The organism is Frankia sp. R43 (genome assembly GCF_001306465.1).
In the GTDB taxonomy this organism is placed as follows: Bacteria; Actinomycetota; Actinomycetes; order Frankiales; family Frankiaceae; genus Parafrankia; species Parafrankia irregularis.
The window spans coordinates 87,354-104,536 of sequence record NZ_LFCW01000004.1 but is presented as its reverse complement, the minus strand read 5'-3'; the positions used below and the strand labels follow the sequence as shown (position 1 = coordinate 104,536).

Sequence of the window (17,183 nt, the reverse complement as noted above, 5' to 3'; positions counted from 1 at the left end):
TGCCGCGGTGCCAGTGCCGGTGCCGGCATCCGAGCCCGTGCCGGTGCGAGAGCCCGTGGCGCGGCCGGCCGGCAGGCCGGTCGACGGGCCGATGGCACCGGGCGCGACCGGAGCGGCAGGGGGGCAGGCGCCGGCGGAGCTGCTGCCGGTGGCGGATGCCCGGGCCACCCGCACGGCGGTGCGGGCGCTGCTGGGTGCGCACCGGCGCCGGGCGGTGCTCGCGGCGGTCTGCCTGTTCGCCGCTGCCGGTTGCGGTCTGCTCACCGCGCCGCTGCTCGGCCGCGTCGTCGACCGGGCCGCCGCCGGGGACTCCGCCGGCGTCGACGGGCCGGTGCTGGCGCTGGTCGTCGCGGCCGTGGCACAGGGCCTGCTGGCCTTCTGCGGGCTCACGGCGGTGGCCCGGCTGGGCGAGCAGGTGCTGGCGACGATCCGGGAGGCGTTCGTCGACCGGGCCCTCGACCTGCCGCTGGAACGCGTCGAGCGTGGCGGCTCGGGTGACCTCTCCTCCCGGATCACCGAGGACATCGCGATGATCAGCGAGGCCGTCCGGGGACCGGTGCCGGAGTTCGCGCAGTCGGCGCTGACCCTCGCGCTGACCCTGGTCGGCCTCACCGCCCTCGACTGGCGTTTCGCCGCCGCGGCGCTGGTCTGTGTGCCGATACAGGCCGCCACCGCGCGCTGGTACCTGCGGCGCTCCGGCCCGGTGTACGGGGAGCGCCGCCGGGCGTCCGGAGGTGAGCAGCAGCAGCTGCTGGAGACGATCGGCGGGATGCGCACCGTGCGGGCGTTCGGGCTCGCCGACGACCATCTCGCCCGGGTCGCGAGCCGAGTCGACCGCACCGTCGCGGCGGTGGTCACGGTCACCCGCCTGCAGACCCGCTTCTTCGGCCGGCTCAACATCGCCGAGGCGGCTGGCCTGGCCGCCGTGCTGGTGACGGGATACCTGCTGGTCGACGCCGGCGAGGTGACCATCGGCGCGGCGAGCGCCGCGGCACTGTACTTCGCCGCCGTCTTCGGCCCGGTCAACTCGGTGCTGTTCCTCCTGGACACCCTGCAGTCCGCGACCGCGAGCCTCGCCCGGCTCGTCGGCGTGATCGAGCTGCCCGGGCCACCGCGGCCGGTCGCGGCGCCGGGCCCGGCTGACGGCGCGGTGACGGTGCGCGAGCTGAGGTTCTCCTACCGGCCAGAGCAGGAGGTGCTGCGCGGGGTGAGCTTCGACATCCCGGCGGGTGGCTCGGTCGCGCTGGTCGGCACCAGCGGGGGTGGCAAGACGACGCTCGCCAAGCTGGTGGCGGGCGTGCACGTTCCTACCGGCGGGGTGGTCCGGGTCGGCGGTGTGCCGATGGCGGAGCTGGACCCGGCGCGGCGCCGGGCCGCGATCGCGCTGGTCACCCAGGAGGTCCACGTGTTCGCCGGCACCCTCGCCGATGACCTGCTCCTCGCCGCTCCCCGGGCCGGCACCGAGCAGCTGTGGGCAGCGCTGGGCACCGCCGGGATCGCCGACTGGGTCCGCGGCCTGCCGGACGGACTCGACACCGTCGTCGGCGACGGCGGGCTCGAGCTGGACCCGGCCCGGGCCCAGCACCTGGCGCTGGCCCGGCTGGCGCTGGTCGATCCCGCGGTGGCCATCCTCGACGAGGCGACGGCGGAGGCAGGCAGCAGCGGCGCGCGCCTGTTGGACGCCGCGGCGCGCCGGGTGCTGCGCGGCCGGACCTCGATCGTCGTCGCGCACCGCCTCAGCCAGGCCGCGGCGGCCGACCTGATTCTCGTCGTCGACGACGGCCAGATCGTCGAACGTGGGACGCACGACGAACTGGTCGCCACCGCCGGCCGGTACGCGCGGCTGTGGCGGACGTGGTCGGCCACCCGGATCGGCGACGGGCCCACCGCGGCTGACGGCGCTGGCGCGCCCACCGCGGCGGACGGTGGTGGCGGAGGGCCGACGCCCGCGGAGGGCGGCGGGGTCGGCCGGGTCGACGGGGTCGACGGGGTCGACGGGCAGGTTGGGGCCGAGGCCGGCACGCCGGCGGAGCGGGGTGGAGCAGATGGCAGTTGAGGCGGTGGTCGCCGGGGCGACGGGGGCGGCCCGGACGACCCGGGCCCGCCCGGATGCGCGCGGCCTCGGGCTGGTCGTGGCGGTGCTGGCGTTGGGCGGGGCGGTCCTGCTCAGCCTCACCGTCGGGGCCCGGCACATCGACCTGAGCACCGTCTGGAGCGCGCTGGGCCACGACGACGGCAGCGAGGACGCCTACATCGTGCGGGAGCTGCGGCTGCCCCGCACGATCCTCGGTGTCGGCGTCGGGATGGCGCTGGGGCTCGCCGGCGCGCTCATGCAGGCGCTGACCCGCAATCCGCTGGCCGACCCGGGCCTGCTCGGCGTGGACATGGGCGCCGCGATGGCCGTGGTCGTCGCGATCGCCCTGCTGGGGGTCACCTCGCCCACCGGGTACGTCTGGTTCGCTCTCGGTGGCGCGGCGGCGACGTCCACGCTGGTCTACCTGCTGGGCTCGCTGGGCCGGGTGACCTCGCCGGACCGGATGGTGCTGGCCGGCGCCGCGGTCAGCGCCGCTCTCAGTGCGTTCGTCGGCTCGATCCTGATCATCGACGGGCAGACGTTCGACCGCTGGCGATTCTGGGTGGTCGGGTCGCTCGCCGGCCGCGGGCTGGACCTGGTGTGGCAGCTCGGGCCGTTCATCCTGGTGGGGGTGGTGCTCGCGGCCGGGCTGGGCCGAGGTCTCAACGCGCTCGCGCTGGGCGAGGACGCCGGCCGGGCGCTCGGGGTCCGGGCCGGCAGCGTCCGGCTGCGCGGCGCGCTCGCGGTGACGCTGCTGTGCGGCGGCGCGACGGCGATCGCCGGGCCGATCGGCTTCGTCGGGCTCGCCGTGCCGCACATGGCCCGGTTGATCACCGGGCCGGACAACCGTTGGGTGATGCCCTACTCCGCCGTCCTCGCCCCGCTGCTCGTGCTGCTCGCCGATGTGACCGGCCGGGTGCTGGTCGCTCCGGGCGAGCTCGAGGTCGGGATCGTCACGGCGTTCCTCGGTGCCCCGGTGTTCGTCTTCCTGTGCCGCCGCCGGATGGTGGCCCTGTGACCGGGCCGGTGGCGGCGCCGGCCGTCCGACCGGACGGGTCACCGCTCCCGGGGCGGGTGCTGCGGATCCTGGACGGGCGGGTCTCGGCCCGGGTGCGCCCACGGACCGTGGTCGTCGGGGCCGTGCTGGCCGCCCTGTTGCTCCTGGCATCCCTGTGGCTGCTGCTGACCGGCGACTACCCGGCGTCACCTGCCCAGGTCGTCCGCACGGTGTTCGGTGACGGCCCACGAGGGCTGGAGACCGTCGTGCATCGTTTCCGGATGCCCCGGCTGCTGGTCGCGATCGGAGTGGGCGCGGCCCTCGCGGTGTCCGGCGGGATCTTCCAGAGCCTGGCCCGCAACCCGCTGGGCAGCCCCGACGTCATCGGGTTCACCACCTGCTCGGCGACCGGTGCGCTCCTGGTCATCCTGGTCTTCCCGGACAGCCCGGTCGGCGTCCCGGCCGGGGCCCTGCTCGGCGGGCTGGTCGCGGCACTGGTGGTGTACGCGCTCGCCTACCGTCGCGGCGTGCAGGGAAACCGGCTGATCCTGGTCGGCCTCGGGGTGTCGGCCGTCGCGGAGTCCGCCAACTCGTTCCTGCTCAGCCGGGCCGCGCTCGAGGACGCCCAGGACGCCCAGCGCTGGCTGGTGGGCAGCGTGAACGGCCGTGGCTGGGACTACGTCGGGCCGCTGTGGGCCGCGCTCGCCGTCCTGCTCCCGGTCGCGCTGCTGCTCTCCCGGCGGCTCGCCGTCATGGAGCTGGGTGACGACCTGGCGCTCTCGCTGGGCATCGGGGTCGAGCGGGTGCGGCTCTGCCTGGTCGTGTGCGGGGTGGCGCTGACCGCCGTCGCCACCGCTGCGGCCGGCCCGATCGCCTTCGTCGCGCTGGCCGCGCCGCAGATCACCCGCCGGCTGGTGGGCACCGGGGCTCCGGTGTTCCTGCCGGCCGCCCTCATGGGCGCGCTGATCGTGACGAGTGCCGACCTCGCCGGGCAGCGGCTGCTCCACCCGATCCAGATGCCGGTCGGGCTCAGCACCGGCGCGATCGGCGGGGTCTACCTGATCTGGCTGCTCAGCCGCGAGCTGCGGTCGGGCGGCCGGGCCTGACAGGACCCGGCCCGCCGAACCGTCAGGCGCCCTCGTCGGGTGCCTGGCGGGCGTCGAGCTCGCGAAGCATCTCCCGCACGAGCTGGCCGTCCCGACGGGAGAGCGAACCGAGGAACCGGGCCAGCACGATCTCCCGGCCCGGTGCCTCGTCCAGCACCTGGTGGAGCCGCCGGACGGTCATGCCGGCCTCGTCGGTGACGGGGCTGTAGGCGTGCGCCCGCCCCGCCCGCTGCCGATCCAGCAGGCCCTTGTCGTACAGCCGGGTGAGGATGGTGAGCACCGTCGTGTAGGCGAGGTCTCCGCCGAGCAGGTTCTGCACCTCACGCGGTGTCAGCGGCCGGGCGGCCGAGCGGAGGGTCTCCATGACGGTGCGCTCCAGGTCGCCCGGGGCACGCCGGTCGCCGGCCATCATCATGGTCATCACCTCCGCGGGTCGCGCCGATCATCGTAGTTTTCCACGTCCGCACGGTTGCGGCCGGGCAAAGAAGCTGTCGGCCGTCGGTGCCGTCGGTGCCGTCGGCCGCGGTCCGGCGTGGGCCGGCCCGGCCTGTGGCGCCGCCCGGCAGTGCCGTCGGGCGGCGCCGGAGGGGTGTCCGCCGCGGCGCCGTCGCGGTCGCCTATAGTAGGCGCGTGCGCTCGATGACGAACCTGTGGTGGCCCGCCCCGGTGGCGGCCCACCTTCTTCGCGCGTAGCTCCCTTCACGCGGCCGCCGCTCCGGCGGCCGCCGTCGTCTCCTCATCGCGGGCGGGCTGCCTGGTCGCGGCGGCCCCCGGCCACCGAGGACACGACGATGCCCCTGCTCCACGATCTGCTCGCGGCACTCGCCACCGGCCGCGATCCCGGCCCGTTCGCGTTGATCCGCCGCGAGGGTGCCGACCACCTCGACGTGCTCACCGGAACGGTCGAGACCGTCACCCACCTCGCCGACATCGACCTGCCACCGGGCCCGGCCGGGCCGCAGGTACTGGCCCTGGTCCCCTACCGGCAGCTCGCCGAACGGGGCTTCACCTGCGTCGACGACGGCACCCCGCTGGAATGCCTGCGCATCGGCGGCTCCGAAAAGGTCGCCCTGCCGGTCGCCCTGCACGCCCTGAGCGGCCTGCCCGAGCGGGACGTCGTCTGCGCGGGCGGCGGCTTCGACATCGACGACGACGAGTACGCGCGCACGGTCGCTGCGGTGCTGCGCGACGAGATCGGCCAGGGCGAGGGCTCGAACTTCGTCATCCACCGCACCTACACCGCCTCCATCGCCGGCCCGCCGCTGACCGCGGCGCTCGCGGTGCTGCACCGGCTGCTCGTCGGCGAACGGGGCACCTACTGGACGTTCGTCGTCCACACCGGAACCCGGGTGCTGGTCGGGGCCACCCCCGAACGCCACGTCAGCGTGTCGGACGGACTCGTCATGATGAACCCGATCTCCGGAACCCACCGGCTGCCCGCCACCGGCCCCGACCGGGACACGCTGCTGAGCTTCCTGGCCGACCGCAAGGAGATCGACGAGCTGCACATGGTCCTCGACGAGGAGCTGAAGATGATGGCCCGGGTCGCCGAGGCGGGCGGTCAGGTGCTGGGGCCGTATCTGAAGGAGATGGCGAACCTCGTCCACACCGAGTACCTGCTGGTCGGCCGGGGCCACCTCGACGTGCGCGACGTCCTGCGGGAGACGATGTTCGCGCCGACGGTCACCGGCAGTCCGCTGGAGAACGCGGCCCGGGTGATCGCCCGGCACGAGCGGCGCGGCCGCAGGTACTACGCGGGCGTGCTGGCCCTGTTCGGCCGGGACGACGCCGGCTGCCAGACCCTCGACGCGCCGATCCTGATCCGCACCGCGGAGATCTCACCCACCGGTGAACTGCGGGTGCCGGTCGGCGCCACCCTGGTCCGTCACTCCACTCCCGCCGGCGAGACCGCGGAGACCCACACCAAGGCAGCCGGAATACTCGCGGCCCTCGGCGTACGCCCCCAGCCCCAGCCCCAGCTCCGGCCACGGCGCTCGGGGCCGCCCGGTTCCGCGGTGCCGCCGTCGCCGGCAGCGTTGTCGCCCGCGGCACCGTCGCCCGCGGCACGGTCGTTCGCGGCGCCGTCGCTCGCGGACGATCCGCTGATCGTGACCGCGCTCGCGGCCCGCACCGAGCGGCTGGCCCGCTTCTGGCTGCGTGACCGCGGCACCGGCGCGCGTACCCGGTCCGCGCTCGACGGCCGATCGGCGCTGATCGCCGACGGCGAGGACGCGTTCAGCGGCATGCTCGCGCACCAGCTGCGCGGCCTCGGCCTGGCGGTGACGGTGCGCGGCTGGGACGAGGTCGGGGACACCGAGGGCTTCGACCTGCTGGTCGCGGGCCCCGGCCCCGGTGATCCGACCGTGCGCGACGACCGGCGCATGACGACGCTGCGTTCCCTCGTCACCGCGGCGCTGGACCGCCGCCAGCCGCTGCTCGCCGTCTGCCTGGGACACCAGATCCTCGCCGACGTGCTCGGGCTGCGCCTGCGCCGGTGGGAGCAGACCTGCCAGGGGCTGACCCGCGAGATCGACGTCTTCGGGCAGCGACGCCGGGTCGGCTTCTACTCGACGTTCACCGCCGTCGCCGCGCACAGCCAGCTGGCCACCCCGTACGGCACCGTCGACCTCGACCGGGACACCGAGGAGCATCCCGCCGGCCCCGGCGCCGCGGTCCACGCGCTGCGCGGGCCGGGGTTCGCCGGCCTGCAGTTCCATCCCGAGTCGGTGCTCAGCGAGGACGGCTTCGAGCTGCTGGGCTCCGTACTCGGTGGGCTGCTGCCGGCGCGGGCCCAGGTACGGCGCTAGGCGGCATGGATGCCTTCCCTCGCACTCGTACCGGCAGCGTTCCTTGCCTGAATCCAGACCATCCTGTCGCATCCTTGGCACACACTGACACCGCCGGTCACGGTGGAGATCTCGAAGGTCGTCACGCTTGTCGTCGAAGTGGACGTCTCGATATCGGAGCCGGTCACCGTGACGATGTAGTCGACGGGCGCGCCGCCGTCCTCCGCGGGCGGCTGCCACGTGATCCGGGTCGTGTATCGATACCCCCCGCCTTCGATGATTTCCTCGACAACGGTGGCGCGGACGTTCCGCACCGGGCCGGGCGGCACGCAGCCGATGGCCTGGGCCGGGGCGGACGCGGCGGAGGTGCCGCCCGGGCCGGTCGCGGTCGCGGTGGCCTGGACGGTCTGACAGTCGGTCGCGGGCACGGTCAGGTCACCCGGGCCGCCGAGGGTGGTGCTTGCGCCGAGGCTCGTGGTCACCGTGAAGGTGGTGGCGGGCCCGCCGGCTCCGGCGGCCACGGTGAAGATGACGGCACCGGCCGCGGACCGCGCGGTGACGGACGGCTGGCCCGGCCGCGGCGAGATCGTTGGACCTGTCGTCGTGGTCACCGAGGGGCGCGGCGACAGCGAGGTGGCCGATGTCCTGGGAGTGTCCGGCGGCCTGTTTCCCGTGTCGGGTGGCGGGTTCGGGCCGGGGCCGCGCTGGGGCGGGGCAGGATCGGGCCCGGTCGGCCCGGTCGGCCCGGCGGAACGGCTCGGGCGTTGTGACGGCGGAGCCTGCCGCCGGGGCGCTGACGGCACGACGACTGGGGGCGGGGGGATGCTTGCGCTGGCGTTCGTCACGGGCACCGTCGCGTCCGGGGCGTACTTGTCGACATTGCGGCGGCGGCCGTCCGGGTCGACCGCGACGGCGCTGGTCCCATCGGTGTTGTTCGCCCACACGGTGCCGTTGCGGACGAACAACGTCACCATGCCCGCGCCGCCGGCGAGCTGGATCGGAGCTTCGAATCGTCCCGCTGACCGGTCGTAGACGAGAACGCGGCCGGTGCCGTTGTCCGGCACGTACAACCGGCCGGCCTCGATGACCGGGGCGCCGAGGTCCGGCGACGGTCGCTGCCCGGCCAGCTGCACCTGCTGCGTCGACCCGTCGCCGTCGTGCGCGTCCAGATCGACGAGCAGCACGGTGCCGGTGCCCTCCACCAGGACCGGAACGACACGTCCCTCGATCGTCGGGGCCACCAGCAGACGGCGGTTGCCGCCCGCCGGTGCCGGGAGGCTGACCGCCGGGCGGGCACCGGTGGCGGTGACCGGCACCAGCGCGGGTGAGGTCGCGTCGATGACCACAGGCCGCCCGCCGGCGATGGTCAGGCCCAACGTGGAACGCGGCGCGGCGACCGGCACCGTGGCCAGCCGCTGGCCATCCCTGATCGCAACGGCCTCGCCGCGTTCGGCGACCACCACCCAGAGCACACCGTTCGCGTCGATGCCGGCCCCGGTGACGCGCGCTCCGACGGAGATCTGCTCGCCGATGATGTCGAGGGTTCGTGGGTCGATCCGGGTCACCAGGCCACTGTCGGTCTCGATCACGAAGGCGAGGTCGTCGCGGGCCACCACCCGCACCGCACCGGTGGAGCCGTCGGCCCCCGCCGACCCGAAGCGCCGGGAGGCGAGGTCCATCGTCGCCGGGTCGATGCGGCTGACGACTCCGGTCCGCAGATCGGTGACCAGGACCGACACGCCGTCCTGCGCCAGCTCGACGGGATGCCCGCGGGCCGCCGCGAGCTCGACGTTGAAGTCGGGGGCGCCGGAGGGGCCGTTCACGTGGGTGACCCAGCCTTCTGCCGCGCTCCACAGCCAGGCGCCGCTGTCGGTGACGCGGACGACCGCCGCGCCGGGGCTGGTACCCAGCACACCGAGGAGGGTCAGCACGGCGAGCAGTGCGGCGAGCGTGACCGTACCGGCGCGCACAGTGCTTCCCCGCCACACAGTGCTTCCCCGCCACACAGTGTTTCCCTGCCGCACAGTGTTCCCCCGCAGACCCCGCACCGCAGACCCCCCGCGCCGGCCGGGCGCCGCTTCCGTCCACGCGTCCAGCGCCGCTCCGCATCAGGCTAGCGACATCACGCCCACACCGGATGATCTCTCGCCGCCTCCGGCAAGGTCGTCGTATCGCGTTGCTGACAGTCGGAGGCCTGGGTCAGCGCGCGGACTCGTGCCAGGAGCCGACGGCGAGGCGGGCGGCCAGGCCGAAGATCCAGAACACCACCAGGCCGAGGAACGCGGCGGCGATGATCGCGGCGAACAGCCGGCCAGAGGAGAGGTCGCGGGTGTAGTTGTCGATGAGCGCGCCGATGCCGACGTCGCCCCGGCGGAAGAAGAAGTCCCCGACGATCGCGCCGATCACGGCCAGGCCGGCCGAGATGCGCAGGCCCGCGAAGATCGCGGGCAGCGCGCTGGGCAGCTCCAGATGGATCAGCCGGCGCCACCGGCCGACCCGGCGCAGGGTGAACAGGTCGTGGTGGCCGGCGTCGACCGACTGGATGCCCAGCAGAGTGTTCGTGATCATCGGGAACATGGCGATGACGACGCAGACGACCGTGCGTGACCAGAAGCCGTAGCCGAGCCAGAATCCGATCAGGGGCACGATCGCCAGCACGGGGATGGTCTGCAGCAGGATCGCCCAGGGGTAGAACGAGTTCTCGATCCAGCGTGCCTGGGCCATCAGGATCGCCGCGCCGACACCGATCGCCGCGGCGATCGCGAGGCCGGCGAGGGCGACCTGGGCGGTGCCGCCCAGCGCGGTGAGGATCTCGCCCGCGGCCCGGCGGTCGAGAAAGCCCTCCGCGACGATCTCGTGGGGCGGCGGGAGCAGGAAACGGCGCCGCGGGGTCAGAAAGCAGTAGGAGACCACGTACCAGATGGCCAGCACCACGCCGAGTACGGCGAGCGGCGGCAGGACCGTCCGCGCGGTTCTCGCCGCGAGCCCGAGCAGGCGTGGGGTACCGGTCGGGGGCGTGGCCGCGGGCGGTAGGGGGAGGTGGCCGTCTGGCACGCCGGAACCCTATCTCGGCGGTCGGTCGGTATCCGCCATTTCGGTCCGCTTCGGATGGTTGCGGTGAGTCTCCGTCGGCTTCGGTACGCAATGCGATGGAGACACCTGGTTGCTGGAGGTCTGGTGGGGCGTGGGAGGCTGGCCCGGAAGTGGAGGTCACGGAATGCGGGCGGGGCGCTCACGCTGGCGGTTCGCCGGTCCCCGGGCCGGGCCTGACCGTGCCTCCCTTCTGCCCGTCCTTCCTGAACCGAGGAGAGCAGAGCACGTGACGAGACTTCGTTCGGTGGCGGCCTGGGTCTGCTCCGTGGGCCTGGCCGTGGGCCTGGCCGCGTGTGGGGACTCCGCGTCCGAGACCGAACCGTCCGCATCCGCCGGTGCCGGGACCGCCGCGTCGGCGAGCTACAACACGCCGCTGAAGGGGATCTGCCCCGACACCGTGGTCGTCCAGACCAGCTGGTGGCCGGAGGTCGACTACGGGGCGACCTACCAGCTGCTCGGGGCCAACCCGAAGATCGACGAGGGCAGGTTCCGGGTGTCCGGGCCGCTCGGCGCGACCGGGGTCAACCTCGAGATCCGTTCCGGTGGGCCGGCGGTGTCCTTCGACTCGACCTCCGCGCTGTTCGAGAAGGACGACGACATCCTGCTGGGCTACCTCGACCTGGACGAGGTGATCCGCAACTCCGCCGAGCACCCGTCCGTCGGGGTGCTGGCGCCGTACGCCAAGACGCCGCTGATGTTCTTCTGGGGCGACCAGTCGTCGGACTTCCGCACGCTCGCCGACATCGGCAGGTCCGGCCGGACGGTGCTGGTCGGGGACGAGGCGTATCTCAACGCGCTCGTCGGGGAAGGGCTGTTCCAGCGCTCCCAGATCGACAACTCCTACGACGGTGACCTGCGGCGGTTCGTCGCCGAGGACGGCAAGCTCGTCCAGGTCGGCTTCGTCACCGACGAGCCGTACCGGCTGGAGCACGACGTCGCCGAGTGGGCGAAGCCGGTGAAATATCTGATGGTCGGCGACGAGTATCCCGCCTATGCCAACGTGCTGGGCATCCGCAAGGACAAGCTGGCGGAGAACCGGGAGTGCCTGTCCAAGCTCGTGCCCCTGTTCCAGCGGGCGATGGTCGACTACCTGGCCGACCCGAAGCCGGCGAACGACCTGATGATCGAGGTCACGTCCCGGCTGGACACCGCCGGGTACGAGCTGTCCAGCGGTCTGCTCTCGGATGGCAACACCAAGCAGCGTGAGCTCGGGCTCGTCAGGAACGGTGCGGACGGCGTGTACGGCACCTTCGACACCGCGCGGGTCCAGCAGCTGATCACGAGGCTGACCCCCGGACTCGCCGAGGCCGGGACCCCGCCGGCGGCCGGGCTGAAGCCGGCCGACGTCGTCACCGACGAGTTCATCGACACCGGCATCTCGCTCAACTAGCCGGCCCGCCACAGCCGGCTCACGTAACCCAGGCCGGCTCACGTAACCAGGCCGGCATGGAGCCGGAAGCCACCATGGTCCGGGCCGGGCGGTGCCGTCAGGAACCGCCCGGCCCGGCCTGGTCCGGAACGGGAGCCCACACCGCATGACCGACTATCCGCCCCCGACCTTCGACACCAGCCGCCCGCATTCGGCCCGGGTGTGGAACTACTACCTGGGGGGCAAGGACAACTTTCCCGTCGACCGGGAGCACGGCGATCGGACCATCGCCGTCTTCCCCCAGATCCTGGACGTGGCGCGGGCGTCACGGGCGTTTCTGGCCCGCGCGATCACCTACCTCGCGGCCGAGCAGGGGGTGCGGCAGTTCCTGGACGTCGGCACCGGACTGCCGGTCGAGAACAACACGCACCAGGTCGCGCAGCGGATAGCGCCGCAGTCGCGGGTCGTCTACGTCGACAACGATCCGATGGTGCTCATTCACGCCCGGGCGCTGTTGGCCGGGACGCCCGAGGGCGTCACCACCTACCTGGAGTCCGATGCGCGCGACCCCGCGCGCATCCTCGCGTTCGCCCGCCAGACGCTGGACTTCTCCCAGCCGGTCGGTCTGATGCTCATGTCGATCATGGGCCTGATCGCGGACCTCGACGAGGCCTACTCCATCGTGCGCCACCTGCTCGGCGAGCTGCCGTCGGGAAGCTTCCTCGTGCTGGAGGACGGCTCCGACGACCGGACCTCGGACCCGGCACCGGTACCGGCGACCAAGAAAGACCTCAGTATGGACGACCTCAACGAGGTCACCACGGTCGGGAACGGATATCACTACCGGACCGTCGATCAGATCACCCGTTTCTTCGACGGGCTTGAGCTCATCGCGCCGGGAATCGTCTCGCCGCCATACTGGCGTAACAACCCGGAGCCGGACGGGCCGTTTGCGCCACTGGAATCCTGCGGTGTCGGCAGGAAGCCCTGAAGGTATCGCGGTGGCCTGTCCAGGCGGCGGTGTCACCTGGGCAGGCCGCACTGTCATCAGCTGTTGGGTCGCTTGACCGGGAGCGCCGGCTGATGCTTTCATCCGCCCATGCCGGTGGTCACCACGTCGAGCAAGAAGCAGATCGTCCTCTCCGCCGAGCGGCTGTTCGCACTTCACGGTATTGACGGGATCTCGCTGCGGCAGATCGGCGCCGCGGCGGGCAACGGAAACAACTCCGCCGTGCAGTACCACTTCGGCTCCAAGGACCGGCTGATTCGGGCGATCTTCGAATACCGGCTGCCCCGGCTGCACGAGCGCCGGGCGGATCTCGTCGCAACCCGGGCGTCACACGACCTCCGTTCCCTGCTGGAATGCCAGGTCCGCACCCTCATGGAGCACAGCGAGGAGGTGGACAGCTACTACCTGACTTTCGTCGCAATGCTGAAGCAGTACGGTCGGCGTGACGTCTTCGACTGCATGTCACCGTCGATGCGGGCATCGACACGGGCTTTTCAGGAACAGGTGGGAGCCCACCTGCCGTTCCTTTCCGAGCACATGCGCGCACACCGGATCTCACAGGCGATGGCGCTCATCATCGACGCGACCGCCGAGCGGCAGCGCGCCCGGGCGAGCGACCGGCCGCTGCTTCCCTTCGAAGTGCATGTGATGGACCTGCTGGACGGCGTCGCCGGCTTTGTGACCGCACCGGTCTCCGCGCAGACCGTCGAAGCACTGCGGCGCACCAGCCCGGCCGGGCTGTCCTGGCCAGCCCTGCTCTGACGCGCCTGGTCCGGGGCACGCCGGTGGCAGGGGAGGTCGCCGGCCCGGTCCCGAAGGAGTCGGGATGCTGTCAACTCGTGCGGTGTCGAGGTGGCTGGATCGGGCCGGCAGCGCAGTAGGCTCAGTGCCCAGAGCAACGCGGGCGGCGGCCAGGTCTCGGGGACTGGAACAGGACGGGAGACCTTCCGGTGGATCACGGCGGTGACGGGGAGCAGCCCGTGGATCCGTCGAGCCCGGCGGCGGCGTCGGCGCCGCCATCCACCGATGCCGACACCGACCATCCGACGATGCGTCTTCCGCGTCGCGCCCAGCCGCAGGCTCCGCTGACACCAGCCGATGCCGGGAACACCGACGCCGGGCGCTCCGACGCCGGGCGCTCCGATGCCGGGCACTACGGCCGCGAGGCGGATTCCGCTCAACCGGGGTACCAGGTGGATCCGGCGGAGCTCGGGGTGCCGACGGTGGGGGAGATTCCGCCCACCCGCCAGGCGGCAGCCACGCCGACCTGGCGGTTGGACGAGTCCGCGGATGTCAGCGGGCCCGGGCCCGGGTATGGCGGGTGGCAGCACCCGGAGGAAAGCGTCTGGTCACGGCCGCCCGACGAGGGGGCCCCCCATCCCGGCGGATGGGCTCCGGCCGCGGTCGCGCAGGCACCGTACCCGGGTGGTGAGAGCCCTCCCGCCGGCTGGGGAGCACCGTCAGCCGGCTGGGGAGCACCGCCCGCGGAGGCCGGCGGGCCGCCTGCGGGTGCCGGGATGCCTCCGGACGGTCCCCAGGCCGTCGGTGTCCAGGGGGCACCGGCGCCGAGGCGTCGCCGCCGTGGGGTGCGCGCCGTGGTGGCGCTGCTGGTGGTTCTGGTCCTGCTCATCGCGGGTGACCGCGCCGCGGTCGCGGTGGCCGAGGGCCAGATGGCCAAGCAGATCAAGGTCGCGGTGCTGGAGGGCCTGGACTGTGGCGTGCCGGCGCCCACGGTGCGTGATGTCACCATCGGCGGCTTCCCGTTCCTCACCCAGATCCTGTCCGGCACGTTCAAGGACATCGGCGTGACCATCGAGGGGATCCCCACGCCGGGGCCGCGGATCTCCTGGGTGCAGGCCAGGCTCAACGGCATCCACGTGCCGCTCGGGGACATGATCTCGGGGAACGTCGGCGAGGTCCCCGTCGACGACATCCGGGCGACGGTGCGGCTGGACTACGCCGACCTGAACACCTACCTGGCCGGGCTGCCCGGTGAGATCCAGGTCAACCCGGTCGACGGCGGTCGGCGGATCGAGATCTCCGGGCGCGTCGACATCCCGCTGCTCGGGGCTCAGGAGGTCGGCGGGGTGACGACCTTCGAGGTCCGCAACAACGTCCTGACGCTGGTACCCAGCGAGGTCGCGCTGCGCGGTGCGATCAACCTCTCCATCCCGATTCCGGGTGGCTCGCTGCTGCCGGCGCTGCCGATCCCGGTGGGCCAGCTGCCGCTCGACCTGAACATCGTCGAGGCCTCCAGCGGCCCGGACGGGCTGTCCCTGACCGCGCGGGCATACGACGTCGTGATGCCCGCGGCGGAGAAGCCCGAGCCCCGCCAGTGCCCGTAGGCGGTACCGCGGCCAACCGACGGTCCGGCCGAGGCTCGGCGGCGGGCCGGCGGCGGCCCGGCGGTGATCAGCCTGGGTGGACGAGCCCGCGGACGAACGCCGCCTGACCGGCGTGCTGCAGGTCGTCCGACACGACGCTGACCAGGCGCACCGCGAGGGTGACCGGCGGATCCCAGGAGGTGTCGACGACCCGGTCGAGGTCGGCGTCGGCGAGCCCGGCCAGGTAGCGCACGGTCTGCTCGTGGACGGCGTCGTGGTAGCCGACGAGCAGGGCGGGATCGGTGACGCGGACGGTGTCGACGTCGGCGGAGCTGTGCCCGTACCCGATCGACCGGTATCGGTTCGCCGGGCCGGCCGTCGCCGGGAGCCCGAACCGCTGCTCCCAGCCGCCCGAGAACCACACCTGGTCATACTTCGCGACGTCCGCCACATGGTCGTCCTGGACCCGGCTCAGGTGCCAGACGAGCCAGCTGATGGAGTTCGCGCGGCCATCCGGGCGGTTGTTCAGCTCGTCCACGCTCAGCCCGTCGACGACCTCGTGCACGACCTCGCGGATCCGCCCGAACGCGTCGGTGAGCAGCCCGGCGCCGGCACCGGAGACGTTGGCCATGAGGACCTCCTGGTCGCATCGGCTCCCAGGGCAACCATGCCCGGTGCCGGGCCGCGCCACCATCCCGCGCCGGCCGCCGGGCGCGGACGGCGGTGATGGGTCACGGCCCGGGGCAGCCGGGAAGGGAAGAGGAAGGCCTCAGAAGACGCGGCCGACGTCCTGAAGAATGATCTTCGCCATGCTGTGCTCGGCGAGGGCGGCGATGGTCATCGACGGGTTGCAGGCACCGGTCGAGCCCGGGATGCGTGCGCCGTCCAGCACGTAGAGACCGCGCTGGCCGAGCACCCGGCCGGTCAGGTCGACCGCCGAGCCCATCGGAACGCCGCCCAGGGCATGCCAGGTCGACTGGACCTGGGCGTTGGTGTCCATCATGATGCCGCCGCCGACCTGCGCGATCTGCTGCATCTTCGCGGCGATCAGCGCCTGCAGCGCGGCGTCGCCGGTGGACGGCCAGGTCAGGACGGCGTCGTCCTTGGCCGCGTCGTAGGCCCAGGTTCCCGCGGCGTCCACGATGCCCAGACCGACCATGGTCAGCACCTTGTTCCCGCCCGTCGGCGCGGGCGAGCCCGCATGAATGATCGTGTAGGGGATCGTCGCGTTCGGGTCGCGACCGCCGACGCAGGCCGGCCCGCCCTGGATGGTGCCCGGGTCCCCGTTCATGCCGATCCAGGCGTAGATGCGGTCGCCGTTGTTGCCCCACTGGGTGCCGATGGCGTCGGGCAGGCCCGGCACCAGGCCCTTCGCCTTCGACTTCACGAGCAGGCGGGTCGTGCCGGCGGAGCCGGCGTTGAGGAAGACCGCGTCGGCGACGATGGTCTTGCGTTCTTGGACGACTCCGCCGGTGTCGATGCGGTCGACCGACAGCACCCAGCGCTTGTTCGCGTCCAGTGCGATGTCCCGGACGACGTGCAGCGTCGCCACCCGCACCCGGCCGGTGGCCTCGGCCGCGGCGAGATAGGTGACGTCGATCGAACGCTTGCCGCCGTTGTTGACGCCGAACGCGATGTCGCTGGTGGTGTAGGTGGGCGTGTAACGGCCGTCCAGCTCACCGCGTACATAGCTCCAGTCGATGGGCAGCGGAACCGCCACCGGATCCAGCCCCGCCTGCGGCGCGACATCGCGGAAGAGGCGGGACGACTTGTAGGGGTCGGTGTTCAGGATGTCATTGGGAATGGTCGAGATTCCCAACATGCGGGCAACCAGCGGATATGCCCACAGATTGAGCTCGTCATACAGGCCGGCCGCCACTGGCATGGATTTCGCGAAATACTGTTTCGTGGGCTGCAGGGTCATCCCGTGGTACATCAGCGAGCCGCCGCCGTAGGCGGCGCCGCAGTTGATCGTCATCCCGTTGCCGGCCACGCTCTCGATGACACCGACATACGGGTCCCAGGTCTTCACGACGCCACCGATGGTGGCGTGGTCGGTCAGCCAGGACGACCGGTTATCAATATTCGAGAAGCGACAGAACGTGGTGGCGTTCGGGCCGGTGGGCCACCGGATCCCACGCTCCAGCACCAGGGTCGACACACCGGCCTGGGCCAGCCGCAGCGCGGTGACCCCGCCGCCGAAGCCGCTGCCGACGACCACCGCACGCTCCCGCGTGACGGTGGTGGGCACGGTCGCCGCCGTGGTCGCGGCCCGCGCCGGCGACGCGCCGGCACCGACGATGCCGCCGGCGACGGCGGCCCCGACCGCGGCCGTGCCGAATAACCTCCTTCGGCTGAGACCGCCGGTGGCCAGCGGGGTGTCGACTGTCTGCTCGGCCATGTTGGGCTCCGTTTCCACGGGAAG

13 protein-coding genes are annotated in these 17,183 nt (G+C 72.7%); 8 read left to right on the top strand and 5 right to left on the bottom strand.

All coding sequences use genetic code 11. From position 1 onward, the window contains the following. Positions 1 to 91: 91 nt before the first annotated feature. The 3 genes from ACG83_RS17960 to ACG83_RS17950 are packed head-to-tail and all read left to right on the top strand — an operon-like array spanning position 92 to position 4,177. Entirely contained in the window at positions 92 to 2,056 is a 1,965-nt protein-coding gene (locus ACG83_RS17960; protein WP_083473417.1) for an ABC transporter ATP-binding protein, read from the top strand. Continuing rightward, on the top strand, positions 2,046 to 3,092 hold the full coding sequence (locus tag ACG83_RS17955; RefSeq protein ID WP_054567873.1) for an iron ABC transporter permease: 1,047 nt from the start codon (positions 2,046 to 2,048) through the stop codon (positions 3,090 to 3,092). Before ACG83_RS17960 ends, ACG83_RS17955 begins: the two co-directional genes overlap by 11 nt. Next, positions 3,089 to 4,177 (top strand): iron chelate uptake ABC transporter family permease subunit, encoded by a 1,089-nt coding sequence (locus ACG83_RS17950; protein WP_235497989.1) that lies wholly within the window; start codon positions 3,089 to 3,091, stop codon positions 4,175 to 4,177. The genes ACG83_RS17955 and ACG83_RS17950 overlap by 4 nt, the downstream gene beginning before the upstream one ends. Before the next feature lie 22 nt (positions 4,178 to 4,199). Here ACG83_RS17950 and ACG83_RS17945 read toward each other — a convergent pair whose 3' ends face one another. After that, on the bottom strand, positions 4,200 to 4,598 hold the full coding sequence (locus ACG83_RS17945; protein ID WP_198955445.1) for a BlaI/MecI/CopY family transcriptional regulator: 399 nt from the start codon (positions 4,596 to 4,598) through the stop codon (positions 4,200 to 4,202). 370 nt (positions 4,599 to 4,968) lie between these two features. On the opposite strand from ACG83_RS17945, the gene ACG83_RS17940 reads away from it, so the two are divergent. Next, positions 4,969 to 6,984, top strand: coding sequence for an anthranilate synthase family protein (locus ACG83_RS17940; RefSeq protein WP_054567387.1), 2,016 nt, complete (start codon positions 4,969 to 4,971; stop codon positions 6,982 to 6,984). Here ACG83_RS17940 and ACG83_RS17935 read toward each other — a convergent pair. Both ACG83_RS17935 and ACG83_RS17930 read right to left on the bottom strand, forming a co-directional pair. Then, the gene (locus tag ACG83_RS17935; protein WP_054567386.1) at positions 6,981 to 8,933 is read right to left on the bottom strand and encodes a hypothetical protein; all 1,953 of its coding nucleotides are present in this window, start codon (positions 8,931 to 8,933) and stop codon (positions 6,981 to 6,983) included. The two genes, ACG83_RS17940 and ACG83_RS17935, sit on opposite strands and share 4 nt — an antisense overlap. 229 nt (positions 8,934 to 9,162) lie before the next feature. Further along, positions 9,163 to 10,017: an ABC transporter permease gene (locus tag ACG83_RS17930; protein WP_083473337.1), complete on the bottom strand. Its 855-nt coding sequence runs from the start codon at positions 10,015 to 10,017 to the stop codon at positions 9,163 to 9,165. Positions 10,018 to 10,282: 265 nt separating this feature from the next. On the opposite strand from ACG83_RS17930, the gene ACG83_RS17925 reads away from it, so the two are divergent. The 4 genes from ACG83_RS17925 to ACG83_RS17910 all read left to right on the top strand — a co-directional run bounded on the left by ACG83_RS17925 (position 10,283) and on the right by ACG83_RS17910 (position 14,779). After that, positions 10,283 to 11,446: a hypothetical protein gene (locus tag ACG83_RS17925; RefSeq protein WP_063793123.1), complete on the top strand. Its 1,164-nt coding sequence runs from the start codon at positions 10,283 to 10,285 to the stop codon at positions 11,444 to 11,446. A gap of 145 nt (positions 11,447 to 11,591) precedes the next feature. Further along, positions 11,592 to 12,416, top strand: coding sequence for an SAM-dependent methyltransferase (locus tag ACG83_RS17920; protein WP_054567384.1), 825 nt, complete (start codon positions 11,592 to 11,594; stop codon positions 12,414 to 12,416). Between the two features lie 108 nt (positions 12,417 to 12,524). Next, the gene (locus ACG83_RS17915) at positions 12,525 to 13,196 is read left to right on the top strand and encodes a TetR/AcrR family transcriptional regulator (protein ID WP_054567383.1); all 672 of its coding nucleotides are present in this window, start codon (positions 12,525 to 12,527) and stop codon (positions 13,194 to 13,196) included. 218 nt (positions 13,197 to 13,414) lie between these two features. Continuing rightward, positions 13,415 to 14,779: a DUF2993 domain-containing protein gene (locus ACG83_RS17910; RefSeq protein ID WP_235497988.1), complete on the top strand. Its 1,365-nt coding sequence runs from the start codon at positions 13,415 to 13,417 to the stop codon at positions 14,777 to 14,779. Between the two features lie 67 nt (positions 14,780 to 14,846). Here the strand turns inward: ACG83_RS17910 and ACG83_RS17905 are convergent, their stop codons facing one another. Next, the gene (locus ACG83_RS17905; RefSeq protein ID WP_054567381.1) at positions 14,847 to 15,389 is read right to left on the bottom strand and encodes a DUF664 domain-containing protein; all 543 of its coding nucleotides are present in this window, start codon (positions 15,387 to 15,389) and stop codon (positions 14,847 to 14,849) included. Between the two features lie 138 nt (positions 15,390 to 15,527). Then, positions 15,528 to 17,159, bottom strand: a complete 1,632-nt coding sequence (locus ACG83_RS17900; protein WP_054567869.1) for a GMC oxidoreductase — start codon at positions 17,157 to 17,159, stop codon at positions 15,528 to 15,530. Positions 17,160 to 17,183: the final 24 nt, after the last annotated feature.